Raw genomic sequence first — 18,107 nt, 5'->3', positions numbered from 1 at the left:
TATGCCCTGGTTCAGGTGTCGTAACCCGGATTCACCCGGTCGAGTTTGCGCAGCAAGGCAGGCCAGGCCAGGCGCCCCAGGCTGGTCTGGCCCTGCATCCGCGCCAATGCATCTTTGACGCCGGCGAGTACCTGCGGTGCGACCATGATGAGTTCACCGCCGGCCTGTGCTGTGACCTGGATCTGGCAGGCCGACTCCAGCGTGTACATGCGCTTGAACGTATCCGCCACGGTGCCGCCGACCGTCAGAAGGCCGTGATTGCGCAGCATCAAGTGATCGTGATGGCCGAGGTCGCGTTGCAGGCGCACCTGCTCGTCCTCGTGCACGGCGAGGCCCTCGTAGTCGTGGTAGCCAAGCGACCCCAGAACGAGGGTGGCTTGCTGCGAGATCGGCAGCAGGCCGCAGCGTTGCGCGCTCACGGCAACGCCCGAGCGCGTGTGAGTGTGCAGCACGCAGGCTACGTCTTCCCTTCCCATGTGCACGGCCGAGTGAATGACGAAGCCGGCCCGGTTCACGTCGAAGGGCGACTCGCTCAGCTTGTGACCATCGACGTCGATCTTGACGAGCGACGAGGCAGTGATCTCCTCGAACATCAGGCCGTACGGGTTGATGAGGAACTGATGCGCGTGCGTTGCGCCCGGCGCTTGAGGAACGCGGGCGCTGATGTGGGTGGCAATCATGTCGCTCCAGCCATGCAGAGCCACCAACCGGTAGCACGCGGCCAGGTCCACGCGAACGGCCCATTCGTCCGCGCTGACGACTTCCTTGAGAGATGGAATCTTCATTTGCGTGCTCCCCTTTCCTTGCGTTGTGCGAATTCCGCCATGAAGCGCTGCGGCTCGCCGGTATCGAAGGCCTTCGCGAATTCCTCCACGCCTTCGAGAATCGCGGTGTCCAGTGGCTGTTGCTGCCATTGGCGCAGAAGGCGCTTCTGCTGGCGCATCACCTGGGGCCCATGGCCTGCGAGGCGGGCGGCCATGCGCGCGACCTCTGCATCGAGCGCGTCCAGTGGAACCATGGTGTCGACCAAGCCCCATTCCTTCGCCCTCGCGCAGTCGATGTTCTCTCCGGTCAGGAGCATCCAGCCGGCGCGCGCTTCCCCGATCAGCCGCGGAAGCAATGCCGCATGGATGATCGAGGGAATGCCGACCACCACTTCAGGCATACCCAGGAATGCAGAGTCGGCAGCGATCCGGAGGTCGCAGGAGAGTGCGAGTTCGAGGCCTCCTCCAAGCGTCCACCCCGGAATGCGTGCGATCACCGGCGTGGGGCACTGCCGAACGGCTTCGCAAAGGCGGCGCAGGCCGTCGATGAAGCGCCGCGCGGAAGCGCGATCGAGCGCGCCCATCTCCTTGATGTCGGCGCCGGCGACGAAGGCCTTGTCGCTGGTGCCACGCAAGACCACCACACGGACGGACTCGTCGGCAGCGAGGGACTCGAAGGCCTGGCGAAGGTCATCGATCACTGGCGTGCCGAGAATATTCAGCGAGCCGGCGTTCCTGATGGTGAGTGTGGCCACGCCGTGTGCGTCGAGTTCGACACGGGCGTGCGGCAGATCGAGTTTCATGATTCAGTCCTGAAGGCCGGAGGCGGCATGTTCGACATGGGAGTCACCGGCGAAGCCGGCAGCGGCAACGATGGCGGTGCGCCGACCGCGCCGAGTTCGGCCACGCAATTCCAGAGCATCGGATTGCGCACGGTTCGCAAAGCGCCGAACTCGGGATGGTCCAGCGTTTGCACGATGCGGCGATGCTGCACCTGGGCGTCGGCAAACACCTCTTCCATGGTGTTGATGGGGCCCCAGGGCACGCCGGCCGCATCGAAAGCCGTGGACCAACTCGAACGGCTGCGTTTCGGAAACAGTTCCGTGAGCAGGACGCGCAAGGCCGGCAGATTCTCGATCCGCGCCGAGTTCGTCACGAAGCGTGCGTCGTCGGCGAGCGCCGGTTGCTCCGCCACTTCGCAAAATCGGCGGAACTGCGAGTCGTTTCCGATGGCCAGGATCAGGTGGCCATCCGCGCACGCAAACACCTCGTACGGCGCGCAGTTGGGATGGGCGTTGCCGCTGCGTTGAGGGTTGCGGCCCGACGCCAGGTAGTTGGCGGCCTGGTTGGCATTGAGGGCCACGGCCACGTCGAGCAGCGCGATGTCGATGTACTGGCCTTGTCCCGTGCGTTCGCGCTGGAACAGCGCCGCGAGGACGGCCGAGGTCGCATACATCCCAGTGCTGAGGTCGACCACGGCGACGCCGGTGCGCAGTGGCCCTGCGCCTGGCATCCCGTCAGGCTGACCTGTGTAGCTCATCAGGCCGCCCATGCCCTGGAACACATAGTCGTAGCCGGGCTTGGAAGCCATCGGGCCGCTTTGTCCGAAGCCGGTGATCGACACATAGACCAGGCGCGGGTTCAGCTCCCGCAGGCTGGCGTAGTCCAGGCCTTGCCGCGCCAGCGATCCGGCCTTGTAGTTCTCCACCAGCACGTCGGCGTCGCGGATCATGGTCTTGAGGGCCTCGCGGCCTTCGGGCTGTGCGAAATCGATCGCGACCGAGGCCTTTCCCCGGTTGCAGCAGATGAAGTAGGCCGACAGCCGCTCGCCGTCGGCGGACTCCACATAGGGCGGTCCCCATCCGCGGGTGTCGTCGCCGCCGCGTGGATGCTCGATCTTGGTGACCTCGGCGCCGAGGTCGGCGAGGTTCTGCGTGCACCACGGGCCGGCGAGGATTCTCGACAGGTCGAGCACCTTGATGCCCTGCAGCGACTGGTTCAGCATTCGGACTCTCCTTTTCGGGCCTGAGGCCGCTCGGGCAGGACCGCGAAAATGCCGCGGGCCTTGAAGATGACACGCTCTGCCACATGGCCGCCGCATTCCGCGAACACCAGGCGGCCGCCGATCTTGTCGATGCGGGTGACGACTTCCACCCACTCGCCCACGCTCGCACGAGCGAGGTAGTCGACTGACAGATTGGCCGTGGCCACGCGCTTTCCCAAGCGCCGTGCCACATTGACTCCCAATGCGTTGTCCGAGAGCGTGGCCACGAAGCCCCCGTGCGCGGCCTCCTGGTGGTTCATGTGCGCGGGCCGCAAATGAAGGCCGAGCCTCAGCTGGCCGTCCGCTTCTTCTTTGGCGTGCATCGGGCCCAGCAGCGCCATGAAGGCGCTCACCGGCGGGTACGGCCCGAAACCTGTTGGCACCTGCGGGTCGACGGAAGCGCCGGTCATCGCTGGACTCGCGCGTCGAAGCGCTGGAGGCCTCGTTCCACGCGCTCGACAAGGCCGGGCGCCGGTGTCCAGTGCGCCCCGTGCATGGCTTGCATTGCCCGGATTCGTTCGAGTGTCTGCGCGAGGCCGAGGGTTTCGGCCCAGAACATCGGGCCGCCGCGCGACGCCGGAAACCCGTAGCCGTGCACGTAGACCACGTCGATGTCGCTGGCGCGTTGCGCCACGCCTTCGTCGAGGATTCGCACACCTTCGTTCACTAGCGCCAGTACGCATCGTTCGACGATGTCTTCGTCTCGCACCGTATGGCGCACGATGCCCGCTTCCGCGGCACAAGACTCGATGATCATGTCGACCAACGGGTCCGGGATCGGCGTGCGGCTGCCGGCCTCGTAGCGGTAGTAACCTGCCGAAGTCTTCTGTCCGTAGCGACCCGCCTCGCAGATGCGGTCGGCCACCTTGGAATAGCGCAGGTGAGCGGGTCGAGTGGGCGCGAGGCGCTTTCGGGTCGCCCAATTGATGTCCATGCCGGCCAGGTCAGCCATCGCGAGCGGGCCCATGGCCATGCCGAAACCCGTCATCGCGCGGTCGACTTGCTGGGGGGATGCACCTTCCTCCAGCAAAAAGCCGGCTTCGCGCCAGTAACCCGTCAGCATCCGGTTGCCGACGAAGCCCTCGCACACCCGAACGAGCACGGGGATCTTGCCGATGTCCTGTGCCATCTTCATGCAGGCCGCAATCACGGTAGGCGACGTGCCTTCGCCTCGCACGACCTCGAGCAGTCGCATGACATTGGCAGGGCTGAAGAAGTGCAGCCCGATCACATCCTGCGGCCGGGAGGTGGACAGCGCGATCTCGTCGATCGAAAGGCGCGAGGTGTTGGTGGCGAGGATCGCGCCGGGCTTGCAGTGCGCATCCAGTTGTGCGAACACCTCCTTCTTCACAGCCATGTCTTCGAAGACGGCCTCGATCACCAGATCGACGTCATGAAGAGCGGCGAAATCGAGCGCGGGCTCGATCAGCGCCATGCGGCCCGCCATGGCGGCTTCGCTCAACTTTCCCTTGGCGACGGTGACGCCGTAGTTGCGGCGCACGAGGTCGAGGCCACGATCGATGGCTGCCTGCTCGCGTTCGAGCAGCACGACCGGGATGCCCGCATTGGCGAACGCCATCGCGATGCCACCGCCCATGGTGCCGGCGCCAAGCACCGCGACCTTGCGCACGACGCGAAGCTCGGTGGGTGCGAGAGTCTCCGAGAGTTTGGGAGCTTCGCGTTCGGCAAAAAAGAGATGGCGAAGGGCCTTCGATTCAGGCCCGGCGACGAGTTCATCGAACAAGGCGCGCTCGCGCGTGAGGCCGTCTTCGAGAGCAAGCTGCGTCGATGCCTGGACCGCATCGACCGCGGCGCGCTGTGCGGTGGCATTGCGTGCCCGGGCCGGGACCGCACGGCGTCGCTCGGCGAAGTCAACACCCGCAGGCTCCAGTGCTCGCTGCGCCACGAGTGGCAGTGCGGCGCCCTCGGCGACGACGCGTCGGGCGAACGCCTGGGCGCCAGCCAACAGCTCGCCCGCGATCACCGCACTGAGGAGCCCCAGCTCGTGCGCACGCGGCGCCTTGATCGGTGCACCCGAGAGAATGATGTCCAGGGCGGCGTTCACGCCGACAAGGCGCGGTAGGCGCTGCGTTCCGCCGCCCCCTGGAATCAGGCCGAGATTGACTTCAGGCAGCCCAAGCTTGGCATCGGCAGAGGCCACGCGGTAGTGGCAGCCCAGCGCAAGCTCGAGGCCGCCTCCCAGCGCCACGCCGTGAATGGCGGCGATGACCGGTTTCGTGGATCGTGCAATGAGCGTCAGCACGTCGCGCGTCAGCGGCTTCTCTGTGGCCGCTGGCGTGTTGAACTGGCGGATGTCGGCGCCGCCGCAGAACTGCCGTCCCGCGCCGATGAGCAGCACGGCGTCGATGTCGGTATCGGCCATGGCACGCTCGATACCCGCATAAAGGCCCTGGCGAACAGTGTTGCCGATGCCGTTGACCGGCGGGTTGTCGAGGGTCAGCACGGCAACGCGTTGCTGCTCGGTGTAGTGAACGGTGGAAGAGGACATGGGTGATCGATCGTTGTGAGTCAGGCCACGGCTGCAAGCGGCAATGATTGCGAGCCCGGCGCCGGTGTAGTCGTGGTCGGGACGGCGCGCATGAGGTCGACGAGGCGCCCGAGATGGTGGCGCGCATCGCCCCAGCTGTGGGCGATCGCCAGCAGTCGCTTGACGCATCGGCCGACGGGCAGTTCGTCGGTCATCCCCATGCCGCCGTGCAGGTGGATGCTCTGCAGGCCGATGAAGCGACCGCTTTCGGCACATCGGACTTTGGCTGCAGCGACCGAGCGGGTCCGGGTCGTTGCGTCGTCATCCAGGCTGCGGGCAGCCAGCCAGGACAGGGACTTTGACTGCTCCACCGCCACGAGCATTTCGGCCAGCCGATGCTGGATGGCCTGGAGGCTGCCCAGGGCCACGCCGAACTGGCGCCGTGTCTTGACATAGTCCAGGGTCATGTCGAACAGGGTCGACTGCAGACCCGCGGATTCGGCGCACAGTCCGGCGGTCGCCGCGTCGGTCGCCGCGGCGATGGCCGTCGTCACGTTCATGCCAGTCGAGCCGATCCACGCGGCCGCCGGCAGTCGAAGTTCATCGAACCACAGATCGGCGCCGGTGCTCCCATCGATGCAGGGATAGCGCTCGACGCGAAGGCCGGCGGCGGCGGCGTCCACCCAGAAGAGTGCCGTCTCGTTCGATCCCACGCGTGCCGAAACCAGCCAGGCGGTCGATTCGCCGCCATGCGGCACCACGGTCTTGCGGCCGCTCAGTATCCAGTCGTCGCCCTCGCGACGCGCGTGCGTCGACAGATGGCGAGGCAGGTGCTCGCCCTGCGGCTCCCCGTGGGCGAATGCCAGGACGTGTTCTCCGGATGAGAGCGCTGGCAGCCAACGGGCCTGTTGTCCTTCATCTGCGAGCTCGAGCAGCAGCCGGGTGCAAAGGACCGCCGACACGACGAAGGGCGTGGTGAGGCGGTTGCGTCCCAGGCTCTCCATGACCGCGTGCATGCTGCCGCCGTCGAGCCCGAGGCCGCCGAGCGCCTCGGGAACGAGCAGGCCGGGAAGGCCCATGGCGACCAGTTCCGGCCAGGGATCCGTGGCGGCATGGTCGCGCCGCTGGGCAAAGCTGGTGATCGCCTCGGCCAGGCTGCGCTGGTCTTCGTCGTGTTCCGTTTGTTGGGGATTCATGTGTTCGTTCCTATGCCAAGTTCGGCACCCATGTCTCGATTCAGAGGATGGCCTCGATCAGGGTCGGGCCGGAGGTCGCGTAGGAGCGTGCCAGCGCGCCGTGCAAGGCCTCGGCATCACCGACGCGGATCGCAGCCACGCCCATGCCCTTGGCGAGACAGGACCAGTCGAGGTCCGGCCGGTCCAGCGACAGCATGTCGGTCGCCCGGACACCGGGCGCGCCCGCGCCCACCGCCGCGAGTTCGCGCCGGAGGATGCTGTAGGCGCGGTTCACGAAGATCAGCACGGTGACGTCGAGGTTCTCCCGCGCCATGGTCCAGAGCGCCTGCAGCGAGTACATGCCGCTTCCGTCTCCTTCCAGGGCCAGGACGCGTCGTCCGGGCGCTGCGATCGCGGCGCCCACGGCCGCGGGCAGGGCAAAGCCGATGGATCCACCGCAACCGGTCAGCCAGTCATGCGGGGCGGCGGTAACGGTGAGCCCATCGAAGCCCCAACCGGTGGTGACGGCTTCGTCGACGACGATCGCGTTCTCCGGCAGCGTCGCGGCGATCGTCCGGCCGATGGTCTCGGAGGTCAGCGCGCCGCTGACCGGCGCATGCGCCTCGGCCCGGGCAATTCCCGCCGGTGCGGCGGCGGTCGCCCCCAGCGCTTCGCAGAGCGCCGAGAGCGCCAGACGCGGATCGTCCTCGACGGTGGACAGCGTGAGGAACTCGCACCCCGGCGCCGTCAGCCGCCCGGGCTTGTCCGGATAGGCGAAGAACGCGACCGGCGCCTTCGCGTTGACGAGCACGATGCGCTTGAAGCGCTGGAGCAGTGCCATCGCGGGATCGATCGCGTACGGGATGCGCGGGATGACGAGGCGACCGGCACCGCGCTCCAGGCGCGCGAAGTAGAACTCGGCGCGGACTTCGGCCCCCGTCGCGGCGGCGATCCGCCCGGCCAACTCCGTCGAGGTGGCCCGCAGCGCCCGGTCGCCGAGCAGCAGCAGCGTCGGCTGAGGGTCGTCGCGCATCGCCTTCACGATGCGGTCGAAATCATGCTGCGCATGGCCGGAGGAAGCCGTGGGCAACTGTTTGCCCGAACCCCTCCCCTCAGGGACTGCGGTCCATGCGACGTTGGCGGGCAGCACGAGCGTGGAAATTCGGCCGGGGCGCGCATTCGCCTGCCTGATCGCTTCCTTGCCCTCGGCCGCGACCTCCCCGACGCTGGGCGTGCTGCGCACCCAATGAGACATCGATCCTGCGATGGCGTCGATGTCCGAAGTCAGCGGCGCATCGAGCTTCAGGTGTTCTACCGCGTGATCCCCGACGATGTTGACGATGCCGGAGCGGGCCTTGCGCGCGTTGTGCAGATTCGCCAGACCGTTGGCGAGGCCCGGTCCCAGGTGGAGCAGCGTGGCGGCCGGCTTGTCGGCGATACGGTAGTAGCCATCGGCCGCACCGGTGACGACGGCCTCGTGCAGGCCCAGCACGCAGCGCATGCCCTCGATGCGATCGAGGGCCGCCACGAAATGCATCTCCGAGGTGCCTGGGTTGGTGAAGCACACATCGACATTGCCGTCGATGAGCGTATGGACGAGCGTCTCGGCACCGTTCATTGGAAGTCTCCCTGTCGATGAGAATTTTGGATGGGTGGTGGCGCGACTAGAGGCCCAGCGCGACCTTCGCGATGATGTTCTTCTGAACCTCGTCGGTGCCGCCGTAGATGGAGATCTTGCGCAGGTTCAGGTGGAAGCCCGCCACCGGAGCGGCCCAGTCGTCGTGGGCCAGGACGTCGTCGGTTCGCAGCGCGTCATAGCTGCCGTCCCGGCACGGCAGCGCGAGCACGCCGGCGCATTCGACCGTCTTTTCGACGATCGCCTGCGCCACGGTCGTGCCCATCAGCTTGAGTACCGAGGCCTCCGCACCGTGGCCCTCACCCGCCGCCATTCGAGCCAGCAGGCGCAGATTAGTCTGCTCGAGGGCCAGCAGGTCGACATCGAGCCTTGCGATGTCCGCCGCCACCGAGGCGTCGTCGATGAGGCGCAGACCATCCACCCTCGGTTGCGCCGCGATGTCCTTGAGGAAAGCCATCTCCCGCTTGGCCCGACCGACCCGTGCGGCGCCGGTGCGCTCATGCGAAAGAAGGTACTTTGCGCACGTCCAGCCTTCATTCAGGACACCCACCAGGTTCTCGCGTGGCACCTTGACGTTGTCGAGGAAGACCTCATTGATTTCGCAGTCGCCGTCTAGCGTGCGGATCGGCCTCACGGTGACGCCCGGGGAGCGCATGTCGATGAGCAGGAAAGAGATTCCCTTTTGCGCCTTGGCGGCAGGATCGGTCCTGACCAGGCAGAACATCATGTCGGCGTACTGGGCGTAGGTGGTCCAGGTCTTCTGGCCGTTGACGATGAAGCCATCGTCAACGATCTGCGCCTTCGTCTTCAGCGAAGCCAGGTCGGAGCCAGCGCCCGTCTCCGAATAGCCCTGGCACCACCAGTCCTCGCCCTGCAGGATGCGCGGCAGGTACCGGGCGCATTGTTCCGGAGTGCCGTAGCGAATGAGAACCGGGCCGATCATCCGGACGCCGAAGGGCGGCACCTCGGGTGCTCCGGCAATGGCGCATTCTTCTTCGAAGACGTGGCGCTCGAGCACGTTCCAGCCGGGGCCGCCATGTTCCTTCGGCCAGGTCGGCGCCACCTTGCCGGCGGTGGCCAGGATCCGGTGCCAGCGCAGATAGTCGTCCTTGCCGAGGCGGCGGTGCTGGAGAATCGATTGCCGAAGATCCTCCGGCAGGGATTGGCGCAGAAATTCGCGCGTCTGCGCACGGAAAGTTTCGATGTCGATGCTCATGTCCAAAGCCTTCTTCACAGGAAGCGCAGCGGCGCATCGGTCGCCGCTTGCAGTTGGGTCGCCGTCAAGCCTGGGACCATGTCGCGAACGATGAAAGAGCCGTCTGCGACGTCCAGCGTCGCCAGGTCGGTGTAGACGCGCTTGACGCATCCCAGCCCCGTCAGAGGCAGCGTGCACGAGCGCAGCAGCCGCGATTGCCCTTCGCGCGTCTGGTGCTCCATCAGCACATACACCTGCTTCACGCCGACGGCCAGGTCCATGGCACCACCGACGGCTGCCGCCACGCCCGGCTGGCCCAGCGACCAGTTGGCCAGGTCACCGCTCGCGGACACCTGGTAGCCGCCGAGCACGCAATAGTCGAGGTGGCCGCCGCGCATCATCGCGAAGGAGTCGGCGTGGTGAAAGTAGGCACCGCCCGGTTCGATGGCGACCGGCTGTTTGGCTGCATTCACGACGTCGGGATCGGCGGCCTCGCCGTCCGCCAGCGCGCGCATGCCCAGGATGCCGTTCTCGCTGTGCACGATGATTTCCTGCTTGGCATTCCAGTAGGGCAGCACCAGCACCGGCATGCCGATTCCGAGATTGACGGTCGAGCCATCGGGGATGTCGCGTGCCACGCACTGCGCCATCTGTTCGCGTGTTCGGCGAATTGTCATGCGGCCTTCCTTTCGGTGACGGAGGCACCGTTCAGCACGACCACGCGCTGTACGAAGATCGAGGGAGTCACGATGTGCTCCGGGTCCAATCCGCCCAGCGGTACCGCGTGAGCGACCTGGACGATGGCCGTGCGCGCCGCCGTGCACATGGGCGGACCGAAGTTTCGACCTGCCTTGCGGTACACCAGGTTGCCCCAGCGGTCGGCGGCTTGCGCTTTCACGAGGGCGAAATCCCCGTGCAAGGGCGCCTCGAACACGTAGCCGCGCCCATCGATGACCCGGGTTTCTTTGCCCTCGGCCAGTGCCGTGCCATAGCCGGTCGGCGTGAAGAAGCCGCCCAGCCCCGCGCCGGCCGCATGCAGGCGCTCGGCAAGAGTGCCCTGGGGTACGCATTCGTACTCCAGGGCATTGCGTGCGTAGGCTTCCTCGAAGGCCATGGCCTCGGCGCCGCGCGGAAACGAGGCGATCAGACGGCGCACGCGGCCAAGGCGGATGAGTCGCGCCAGCCCTTCGTCGCCGCTGCCGCTGTTGTTGCAGACCACGGTCAGGTCGCGTGCACCCTGGGCGGCGAGTGCATCCAGCAGGTCGATAGGCTGGCCAGCGAGGCCGAAACCGCTCACCAGCACCGTGGCGCCGTCGAAGATGTCAGCCACCGCTGCTTCAGCAGTTGGAACGAATTTGTCGGTCATGGAAATTGTGAGACGTCGAGCGTCAGAGTGCGTTCGCAAGGATGGCCGTGGCCTGGCTCGACAGCACGCCGCCATTGCCGTGCACCATGACCACGTCGGCATCGCGCACCTGGCGATCGCCGGCTTCGCGGCGCAGCTGCGCCACCGCTTCGATGACCAGGAAAATGCTGTACATGCCCGGATGCGTGCAGGACAGGCCCCCGCCATTCGTGTTCATCGGAAAGCTGCCGCCCGGCGCGATCCGTCCGCCTTCGACGAAAGCGCCGCCTTCACCCTTCTTGCAGAAGCCCAGGTCTTCGAGAAAGAGGATCGGGTTGATGGTGAACGCGTCATAGCACTCGAGCACGTCGATGTCCTTGGGCGACAGCCCTGCCTGCGCATAGGCCAAGCGGCCCGATTCGAGCGCTGGCGTCACGGTCAGGTCTTCCATGCACGAGATCTGACGATGCCAGTGCGCATGGCCGCAACCCAGCACATAGATCGGGGTGGCGTGCAGCGACTTGGCGCGCTCGGATGAACTGACGACGAAGGCGCCGGCGCCATCGGTCACCAGGCAGCAGTCGCGCACCGTGAGCGGATCCGAGATCATCTTGGCGCCCAGTACGTCGTCGATGCTCAACGGACCGCGCGCGAATGCATCGGGATTGCGCTGAGCCCACTGCCGTGCCGCCACGGCCACTTCGGCAAGCTGGCGCCGCGTGGTGCCGAATTCGTGCATGTGCCGCGCCGCGGCCAGCGCGTAGCTGGACACCGGATTGAACGGCTTGTACGGATGCTCGTAAGGCTGGGGGTCGAGCGCCGCGCGCATCTGGTTTTGCTGCGAGCTGCTGGGAATGCTGCGCGGCGTACTGCCGTAGCAAACGAGGACGTTCTCGCATTCGCCTGCCTCGATGGCCATCGCCGCGATCCGCAGATCGGCGATGAAGGACGATCCGCCGAACATGGTGCTGTCCGAGAAGCGCGGCCGGATGCCCAGGTACTCGGCCATCCGCATCACCCACCAAGGCGAAGTCAGGCTCGAGGTGACGACCCCGTCGATGTCCGACATGCGCAGCTGGCTGCCGGCGACCGCCTGGCTGGCCGCTTGCGCAATGATTTCCTGCTCGGTGCGTCCACCGGCATGGCCGAGACCCGCCAGACCGGTGCCGAGGATGGCGATGTCGCCGCGTTTCATGCCAGATCCTCCAGCGGTTTGAAGACCAGCAGTGGCCCGGCTTCCAGTATGTCGATGCGCGCCTGGACGGCCATGCCGATGTGAACCGCGTCAGGTGCGATCTCGACGACGCGACTCATCAGGCGCGGACCTTCGGCGAGATCGATGAGGCAGACGGTGTAGTCGCCTTCGGGGCGCCGCACCACCGTGGTCGAGTACACGATGCCGCGGCCGCTCGGGACCGTCCAGTTGAGGGCTTCCGAGCCGCAATGCGGGCAGAGCACCCGCGGGAAGAAGTGGTGACGTCCGCAGGTGTCGCACTGTGGAATCTCGAAGCGGTTCTCGGCGAGCGCGGCGAAGTAGCGGGCATCGGCGCCAAGCGCCTGTGCCTGCTTCGCGTTTGCGCCGGGTTCGGTTGCGCTGCCAGCCATGGGATCAGTCCTCGACCTTGACACCCGTCGTGCGAACCAGGTCACGCCATTTCGTGAGCTCGCCCTCGACGAACTTGCGTGTCTGCCCAAGATCCCTCGGCGCCATCGGCTCGCTGGATTGCTTCCTCAGACTCTCGATCATCTCCGGCGATTGCATGATCTTCGTCGTTGCGGCATTGATCTTTTGCAGGACCTCAGGTGGCGTGCCGGCCGGCGCAAACAGCCCGAGCCAGGTGTAGACGTCGAAGTCTGCAAAGCCGGATTCCTTGAGCGTCGGCACGTTCGGGAACAGCGGACTGCGCTGCGCGCTCGTGACCGCGATGGGCTTGAGCTTTCCCGCATTGAGGAACGTGGCGATCGTGACGGAATCCTGCACGGCCACCTGGACCTGGCCGCTGACGGTATCTGCCACGGCGGGTGCGGCACCGCGATAGGGCACGTGGGTGAACGGCGCGCCGCTGACCTTGCGCAGCAGTTCGCCCGCCAAGTGGGTGGAGCCGCCGGCGCCCGAAGTGGCATAGGGCACGCTGGGCTCCTTGCGGGCCCAGGCGAGGAATTCCGGGACGGTGTTGGCCTTGACCGAAGGGTTGACCACGATCATGTTGGGCGTCTGGACCAGCGCGGCGAGCGGAATCAGATCCTTCAGCGGGTCGTAGTTGACCTTCGGGCGGGTGAACGGGGCGATCACATAGCCCGTGGCAGTCACCAGCAGCGTGTAGCCGTCGGCTGGGCGATGGGCGACGTATTCGGTGCCCACCTGGCCAGCGGCGCCGGCCTTGTTGTCGATGATGAAGGACTGGTTGAACGCCGCCGTCAGCTCCTTGGCGAGCAGCCGAGTGACGATGTCCGTCATGCCGCCGGGCGGATAGGCCACCACGATGGTCACGGGCTTCGTCGGCCAGGCAGGAGACTGTGCGAACGCAGCGCCCGCAATCAGAAGGGAGGGCAAGAGGCACAGCGCGGCACAGGCGCGACGCTGCGACGAGAAATTGAACATTCTGTCTCCTTCGGCCTCTAGCAAGAGGCGATTGATGAGACGGTCGGCAGCAAGGCTTCCCGTCCTCCGCCGGTGATCAGCAAGAGTGGGAGAAGTCTAGGGACGGGGATGTTTCGAGGCCATCCGAATGATTCGAACGACGGATTCGCCGAATCTCAGCACCTGGCTCGGGTTTTCCCTATTGCCGTTAGATTTCGTCGCGGGTCGACGCGGCCAGGGGATCGTCGAGTAGAAACTGTATGAATGCCTGCGTGAACCCTGGCAACCTCGCATCCTCTCGAACAACCAGCTTGAGTTCTCTCAGGCTCCAGTCCTCGGCCAATGGCACCATCGACAAGCCCTTCGATAACCCGGTCGCCAGGACCACGCTGCGCGGAACCAGCGCGATCCCGACGCCCAACTCCACCAGGGCCAGCACCGCATCGAAACTGTGGCCATGAAGTCGCGCGCGCAGTGGCCGTCCCAGCTTCTGCGCCATGTCGCGCAAGAACAGAAAGTTGCTGCTGGAGCGACTCATGCAGACGAAATCGAAGTCCAGCGCATGTCCCAGCTTGGTCTCAGGCAACGCCGCGATGGAATGGTCGGGCGCCGCCACGATCACCAAGCGGTCCAGTGCATAGCGATGCACGAGCAGGCCTTCCGCCGAGGTCGCACCGGCGAAGATGCCGATGTCTGCCTCCCGCGCCAACACGGCGGCGGGGATGGTTTCACTCTGGCGTTCCTCGACCTCGGCATCGACGTCGGGGTTGAGCACCAGGAAGCGGCCCAGGCTCTGCGTGACGAATCCGTTGAGAGCGCTGCTGTTGGCCGCCAGCCTCACGTGCCCCTTGAGTCCGGCGGTGTAACGGCCGACGTCGCCGTGCATGCGCTCGACGCCCTCGAAGAGCTCCCGCACGTGCCGAAGTGCGGCTTCGCCTGCCAAGGTCAATTCCATGCCGCGGGCCGTCCGGGTGAACATTGGCGTGCCCATGGCGTGCTCGAAGTTCTTGAGCCGGTAGCTGGCGGAGGACGCGGTGATGTGGACCTGGGCTGCGCCCATCGACAGGTTTCCTGCCTGCGCAATCGCCATGAAGAGGCGCAGATCCGTCAGTTCGTATCGCATGGCGCATGGTAGTTCCTTCGGAATGGACTCCTGCTGACGAGGGAGCGCGCCTTGCAGTTGGAGGCGCCCGCTGAAGGACAGGGGATCGAATGAACTCCTGCCGGGGCGCGATCGCCAAAGCCTCCAGGATCGTGCATCCACCGCCACGACCGGATGCGAGCTATCGCGCTGCTCCACAGCAGGAGGACGATGGCCTTGGGCGGTCTGAGTGCCGCGCCGACTGGCCGGCCTGTCCCATCGAAGAACTGATCGATGAGCGCTTGGCGCTACGAGGCGACTGAACGTCCGTGGCGAATCGGAAAGGCTTTGCCCCCCGTGCCGTCGCACTACTGAATTTGAACCGGCATCCCCGGCGGCCGCTGCTAAGTGTTCGGATGCAAGACTGCACGGGACTTCGCGCCGTCAAAGGGGTGAGTATCAGATCGTTTGGGATCCGCGCAGCTATACGCTAGACGTGATCGCCTGGATTCTTGTCGCTTCCTCAAGCAAGCGGTGGCCGAGCTGGAAGCATCGCTGAGCGCATCTAACGCGGCAGCTACGTCATAACCGCCGATTGGCAAGCCCTGGGCAGAAAAAGCGCACTTCTTTGACCAGCGGCGGGTGCTGCAGGCGTAGAAACGGCTGGCTCTGCCGCATACGTCGTCGGCCGCCCTCGACCGGCTGCCCGACGTCGATCCGCCCGGTTACACCGGGCTCGAGGATGGCTTCAATTGCCATTGGGACCGCATCCGCATCAGGCCCTCGCAGCAGTCGCAAAAGCCGGCGAGCAGATCTTCGTGACTCAAATTCTTGGCTCAGATGTTTAAGGTAGAGGTCAAAGGGTCAAAGCGCTCAACTGCATTGCTGCAATCAACTATCGCTCGGCACGAGGTTGAAAAATTGCACTGAGAAATCCGTTGATACGGCAAAACCAAACGGCACGGGTTTGACATTGCGCCAATAACAATCAAGCAGATTGACGAAGTTCGCGCCGCAAAATCTTTCCGACTGTCGACTTCGGAAGTACCTCGACGAAAACGACCTGCTTCGGCACCTTGTATGGCGCCAGTTGCTTGCGGCAATGTGTGACCAGATCGTGCATCGACAACTGAGATTCGGTCTGCCGCACTGCGTAGAGCATCAGGGCCTCCCCCGTCCTGTCATCCGGAACCCCTACACATGCGCACTCCACGACACCAGGACAGGCAGAAGCTACTGCCTCGATCTCATTGGGGTACACGTTGAAACCGGATACGAGGACCATGTCTTTCTTGCGATCGACGATTCGCAGAAACCCCCTCTCGTCAAACACACCCATGTCGCCAGTGCGAAAGTAGCCGTCTGGCGTAAACGCCAAGGCGTTTTCCTTCGGCTTCTGCCAGTAGCCTCGCATCACCTGCGGCCCCTTGACGCAAACTTCACCAGCCTCGCCGAGAGAAACCTCAAGGTCTTGGGCATCCAGGAGCTTCACTTCAGTTGAGGGCACCGGCATGCCGGTGGCCCCGGAGAACTCCAAGGTCGAAAACGGATTAACCGTAATCACCGGTGACGTTTCGGAGAGCCCGTATCCCTCCAAGATAAAGCAACCCGTAGCGGCCTTCCACCGGTCAGATGTGCTTCTCAGGACTGCCGCACCGCCGCCCACAGTCATGCGCAAAGACGACCAATCCACTTCGGCGAAGCCAGGATGGTTCATCAGGGCGGTGTAGAGCGTATTCACGCCGGTGAGCACAGTGGGGCGCGCCTCTTTCAATGTGTCGACTACACAGTCGAGATCGCGAGCGTCGGTCACGAGCCAGTTCTCGGCACCGACCGAAAAATAGCTGAGAAAGTTCACCATCAGCGCGAAGATGTGGTACATCGGGATGACCGTCGCCACGACCTCTTGACCAGGACGCATGGCGCCGTGCATGAAAGCCCTGAACTGCTCGATATTCGCGATCAAATTGCGATGCGACAGGGCCGCGCCTTTCGAGGGGCCTGTAGTGCCGCCGGTGTACTGAAGGATCATCAGATCTTCACCGTCCAACGGTACTGGAGCGATGCTCATGCCGCTCCCCTGCTTTATCGCCTCCGCTAGTGCTACGGCGCCGCTCAAAATGCCCACCCTTTCCGGTTCAGACAGGTGCACGCCCGTGCAGTCCTTCAAGCAAACGTCGAGGACGACGTGGATGCAGGTGTTTTCAATCACCTCCGCCAGCCTCGGGATCGCACTGTCGATGATGACGATCACGTCCGCTCCAGAGTCATTGATCTGATGCTCCAACTCACGCGATGTATAGAGCGGGTTCACGTTGACCTGAATTGCGCCTATGCGCGTGATGGCCATGAAGGCCACTGGAAATGCCGGAATATTCGGAAGCATGACCGCAACACGATCTCCTTTCTTCACATGGGCCACGTTCTGCAAGTACGCAGCGAGATGAGAGGAAAGACGGTCGACATCGTTGAAACTGATGCTTTTACCGAAGGAGTGAAAGGCTGTCCGATCGCCGTATCGTTGAACGGCCTCATCCAGCAGTTGGGGGACGCAGGCGTAGCGATGAGAGTCGATCTCTGCCGGAATCGCGCCGTACGAAGAGATCCAGGGTCTTTGGTTCATATAGACAGAGGTGCGGGCAATGGAATCAATGGCAGTTTCGCGCTTGATATTCAGTTACTTTGCAAAGCCATCTAGAGAGAGGCGAGCAACCCCGCTTTCGACATCTCGAGGTGGGACTGTTCCAATGCGTTTGCGGGGACAACCTCGGCGCTGCGGTCCTTGATCTCATCGAGCCTGGCAAGGACAGCCACCGCCGCACTGTCTTGCTCACCGATATGGACCCCATGTGTCATCGTGATGTGGGCGCATTCGAAACTGCCTGCTCCAGCAAGCAGGATGGTTCTTGTCGGAGCGTCTTCGCAGACGAGTGCGACGAGCCCCGGACTTACCGACTCCGGCGATAGCCTGGCGAGCGCCGCAGGTGGCCACATCTGCGCCGTCATCGCAGTTGCCGCCGTCGGAGCGAGGCAGTTCACTTTCACGTTGTTCTTCGCTCCCTCAATCGAAAGGGTTTGCATCAATCCGACCAGAGCCATCTTCGATGCGGCGTAGTTGGCTTGACCAAAATTACCGTAGAGCCCAGCCGATGAAGTAGTCATCACGATGCGCCCGTAGTTCTGAGATCGCATGTGATCCCAAACGGCCTTGGTGCAATTGACAGAGCCCATGAGATGGACTTCGACCACAAGTCGAAAATCCTCAATGGTCATCTTCGCAAAAGACTTGTCACGCAGAATGCCTGCGTTGTTAACCAGTATGTCGACGTGGCCCCACTCGGCGATGGCCTGCTCGACCATCATCGTGACTTGCCCGTGGTCGGTCACGTCTGCGCCATTGATCAGCGCCCGTCCGCCTGCCTCGCGAATTTCGTTGGCGACCGTCTCCGCCCCCGAGCCCGGACGGTCACCACCAAGGTCGTTCACTACGACGAGAGCGCCATGCTTTGCGAGCGCCAGCGCGTGTGCGCGCCCGAGGCCGCTGCCAGCTCCAGTGACTATCGCAACCTTGCCTTTGAGAGTACTCATGAAATTCCTTTGACGTTATCTGGGCGACGTACCAATGCACCTTGGATAGGCCTGCAACTGGCGATCGGAAATGTGGGATCCGGCAGGGAGTGCCAACTATCTTGGCGGCAACCGGATCGCTCCGTCGAGACGAATCACCTCGCCGTTGAGCATGTCGTTCTCGATGATGTGCTTCGCCAGCTTGGCGTAGTCCTCGGGCGTGCCCAGGCG

General features: G+C 64.5%; 17 protein-coding genes and 1 pseudogene. All 18 read right to left on the bottom strand.

The features are described 5' to 3' along the window. Window positions 1-11: 11 nt before the first annotated feature. Window positions 12-785, bottom strand: a complete 774-nt coding sequence (locus tag BMY35_RS33690) for a class II aldolase/adducin family protein (protein WP_093208854.1) — start codon at window positions 783-785, stop codon at window positions 12-14. Further along, window positions 782-1,567 (bottom strand): enoyl-CoA hydratase, encoded by a 786-nt coding sequence (locus BMY35_RS33685; RefSeq protein WP_093208851.1) that lies wholly within the window; start codon window positions 1,565-1,567, stop codon window positions 782-784. Before BMY35_RS33685 ends, BMY35_RS33690 begins: the two co-directional genes overlap by 4 nt. Further along, window positions 1,564-2,769: a CaiB/BaiF CoA transferase family protein gene (locus BMY35_RS33680; protein ID WP_093208849.1), complete on the bottom strand. Its 1,206-nt coding sequence runs from the start codon at window positions 2,767-2,769 to the stop codon at window positions 1,564-1,566. Before BMY35_RS33680 ends, BMY35_RS33685 begins: the two co-directional genes overlap by 4 nt. After that, the gene (locus BMY35_RS33675; protein ID WP_093208846.1) at window positions 2,763-3,218 is read right to left on the bottom strand and encodes a PaaI family thioesterase; all 456 of its coding nucleotides are present in this window, start codon (window positions 3,216-3,218) and stop codon (window positions 2,763-2,765) included. Before BMY35_RS33675 ends, BMY35_RS33680 begins: the two co-directional genes overlap by 7 nt. After that, window positions 3,215-5,317, bottom strand: coding sequence for a 3-hydroxyacyl-CoA dehydrogenase NAD-binding domain-containing protein (locus BMY35_RS33670; protein ID WP_093208844.1), 2,103 nt, complete (start codon window positions 5,315-5,317; stop codon window positions 3,215-3,217). Before BMY35_RS33670 ends, BMY35_RS33675 begins: the two co-directional genes overlap by 4 nt. Before the next feature lie 20 nt (window positions 5,318-5,337). Further along, window positions 5,338-6,492, bottom strand: a complete 1,155-nt coding sequence (locus tag BMY35_RS33665) for an acyl-CoA dehydrogenase family protein (RefSeq protein WP_093208841.1) — start codon at window positions 6,490-6,492, stop codon at window positions 5,338-5,340. 40 nt (window positions 6,493-6,532) lie between these two features. Continuing rightward, the gene (locus tag BMY35_RS33660) at window positions 6,533-8,089 is read right to left on the bottom strand and encodes an acetolactate synthase large subunit (RefSeq protein WP_093208838.1); all 1,557 of its coding nucleotides are present in this window, start codon (window positions 8,087-8,089) and stop codon (window positions 6,533-6,535) included. A gap of 46 nt (window positions 8,090-8,135) precedes the next feature. Further along, window positions 8,136-9,323 carry an acyl-CoA dehydrogenase family protein gene (locus BMY35_RS33655; protein ID WP_093208836.1) on the bottom strand — a complete coding sequence of 396 codons (1,188 nt, stop codon included), beginning with the start codon at window positions 9,321-9,323 and terminating at the stop codon, window positions 8,136-8,138. 14 nt (window positions 9,324-9,337) lie between these two features. After that, complete coding sequence (locus BMY35_RS33650; RefSeq protein WP_093208833.1) at window positions 9,338-9,979, bottom strand: 3-oxoacid CoA-transferase subunit B; 642 nt, start codon at window positions 9,977-9,979, stop codon at window positions 9,338-9,340. Then, window positions 9,976-10,668, bottom strand: coding sequence for a 3-oxoacid CoA-transferase subunit A (locus tag BMY35_RS33645; protein WP_093208831.1), 693 nt, complete (start codon window positions 10,666-10,668; stop codon window positions 9,976-9,978). Before BMY35_RS33645 ends, BMY35_RS33650 begins: the two co-directional genes overlap by 4 nt. A 22-nt stretch (window positions 10,669-10,690) precedes the next feature. Then, window positions 10,691-11,842, bottom strand: coding sequence for a thiolase (locus tag BMY35_RS33640; protein WP_093208828.1), 1,152 nt, complete (start codon window positions 11,840-11,842; stop codon window positions 10,691-10,693). Next, on the bottom strand, window positions 11,839-12,252 hold the full coding sequence (locus tag BMY35_RS33635; RefSeq protein ID WP_093208826.1) for a Zn-ribbon domain-containing OB-fold protein: 414 nt from the start codon (window positions 12,250-12,252) through the stop codon (window positions 11,839-11,841). Before BMY35_RS33635 ends, BMY35_RS33640 begins: the two co-directional genes overlap by 4 nt. A gap of 4 nt (window positions 12,253-12,256) precedes the next feature. Next, window positions 12,257-13,249 (bottom strand): Bug family tripartite tricarboxylate transporter substrate binding protein, encoded by a 993-nt coding sequence (locus tag BMY35_RS33630; RefSeq protein ID WP_093208823.1) that lies wholly within the window; start codon window positions 13,247-13,249, stop codon window positions 12,257-12,259. A gap of 187 nt (window positions 13,250-13,436) precedes the next feature. Beyond that, window positions 13,437-14,351 carry a LysR family transcriptional regulator gene (locus BMY35_RS33625; RefSeq protein WP_093208821.1) on the bottom strand — a complete coding sequence of 305 codons (915 nt, stop codon included), beginning with the start codon at window positions 14,349-14,351 and terminating at the stop codon, window positions 13,437-13,439. 540 nt (window positions 14,352-14,891) lie between these two features. After that, entirely contained in the window at window positions 14,892-15,068 is a 177-nt protein-coding gene (locus BMY35_RS38480; RefSeq protein ID WP_177213770.1) for a hypothetical protein, read from the bottom strand. A 229-nt stretch (window positions 15,069-15,297) separates the two neighbouring features. After that, window positions 15,298-16,932, bottom strand: a complete 1,635-nt coding sequence (locus BMY35_RS33620; RefSeq protein WP_093208819.1) for an AMP-binding protein — start codon at window positions 16,930-16,932, stop codon at window positions 15,298-15,300. A gap of 71 nt (window positions 16,933-17,003) precedes the next feature. Beyond that, window positions 17,004-17,897 carry an SDR family NAD(P)-dependent oxidoreductase gene (locus tag BMY35_RS33615; protein ID WP_007839215.1) on the bottom strand — a complete coding sequence of 298 codons (894 nt, stop codon included), beginning with the start codon at window positions 17,895-17,897 and terminating at the stop codon, window positions 17,004-17,006. Window positions 17,898-17,993: 96 nt separating this feature from the next. Beyond that, a pseudogene (locus BMY35_RS38055) lies at window positions 17,994-18,107 on the bottom strand (3-hydroxyacyl-CoA dehydrogenase); the annotation flags it as partial.

Origin of the sequence: Variovorax sp. YR750, from assembly GCF_900109805.1 — a bacterium.
Taxonomy (GTDB): Bacteria; Pseudomonadota; Gammaproteobacteria; order Burkholderiales; family Burkholderiaceae_C; genus Variovorax; species Variovorax gossypii.
Note: the sequence above shows the minus strand (reverse complement) of the source record. Positions and strands in the feature narration are given on the sequence as shown.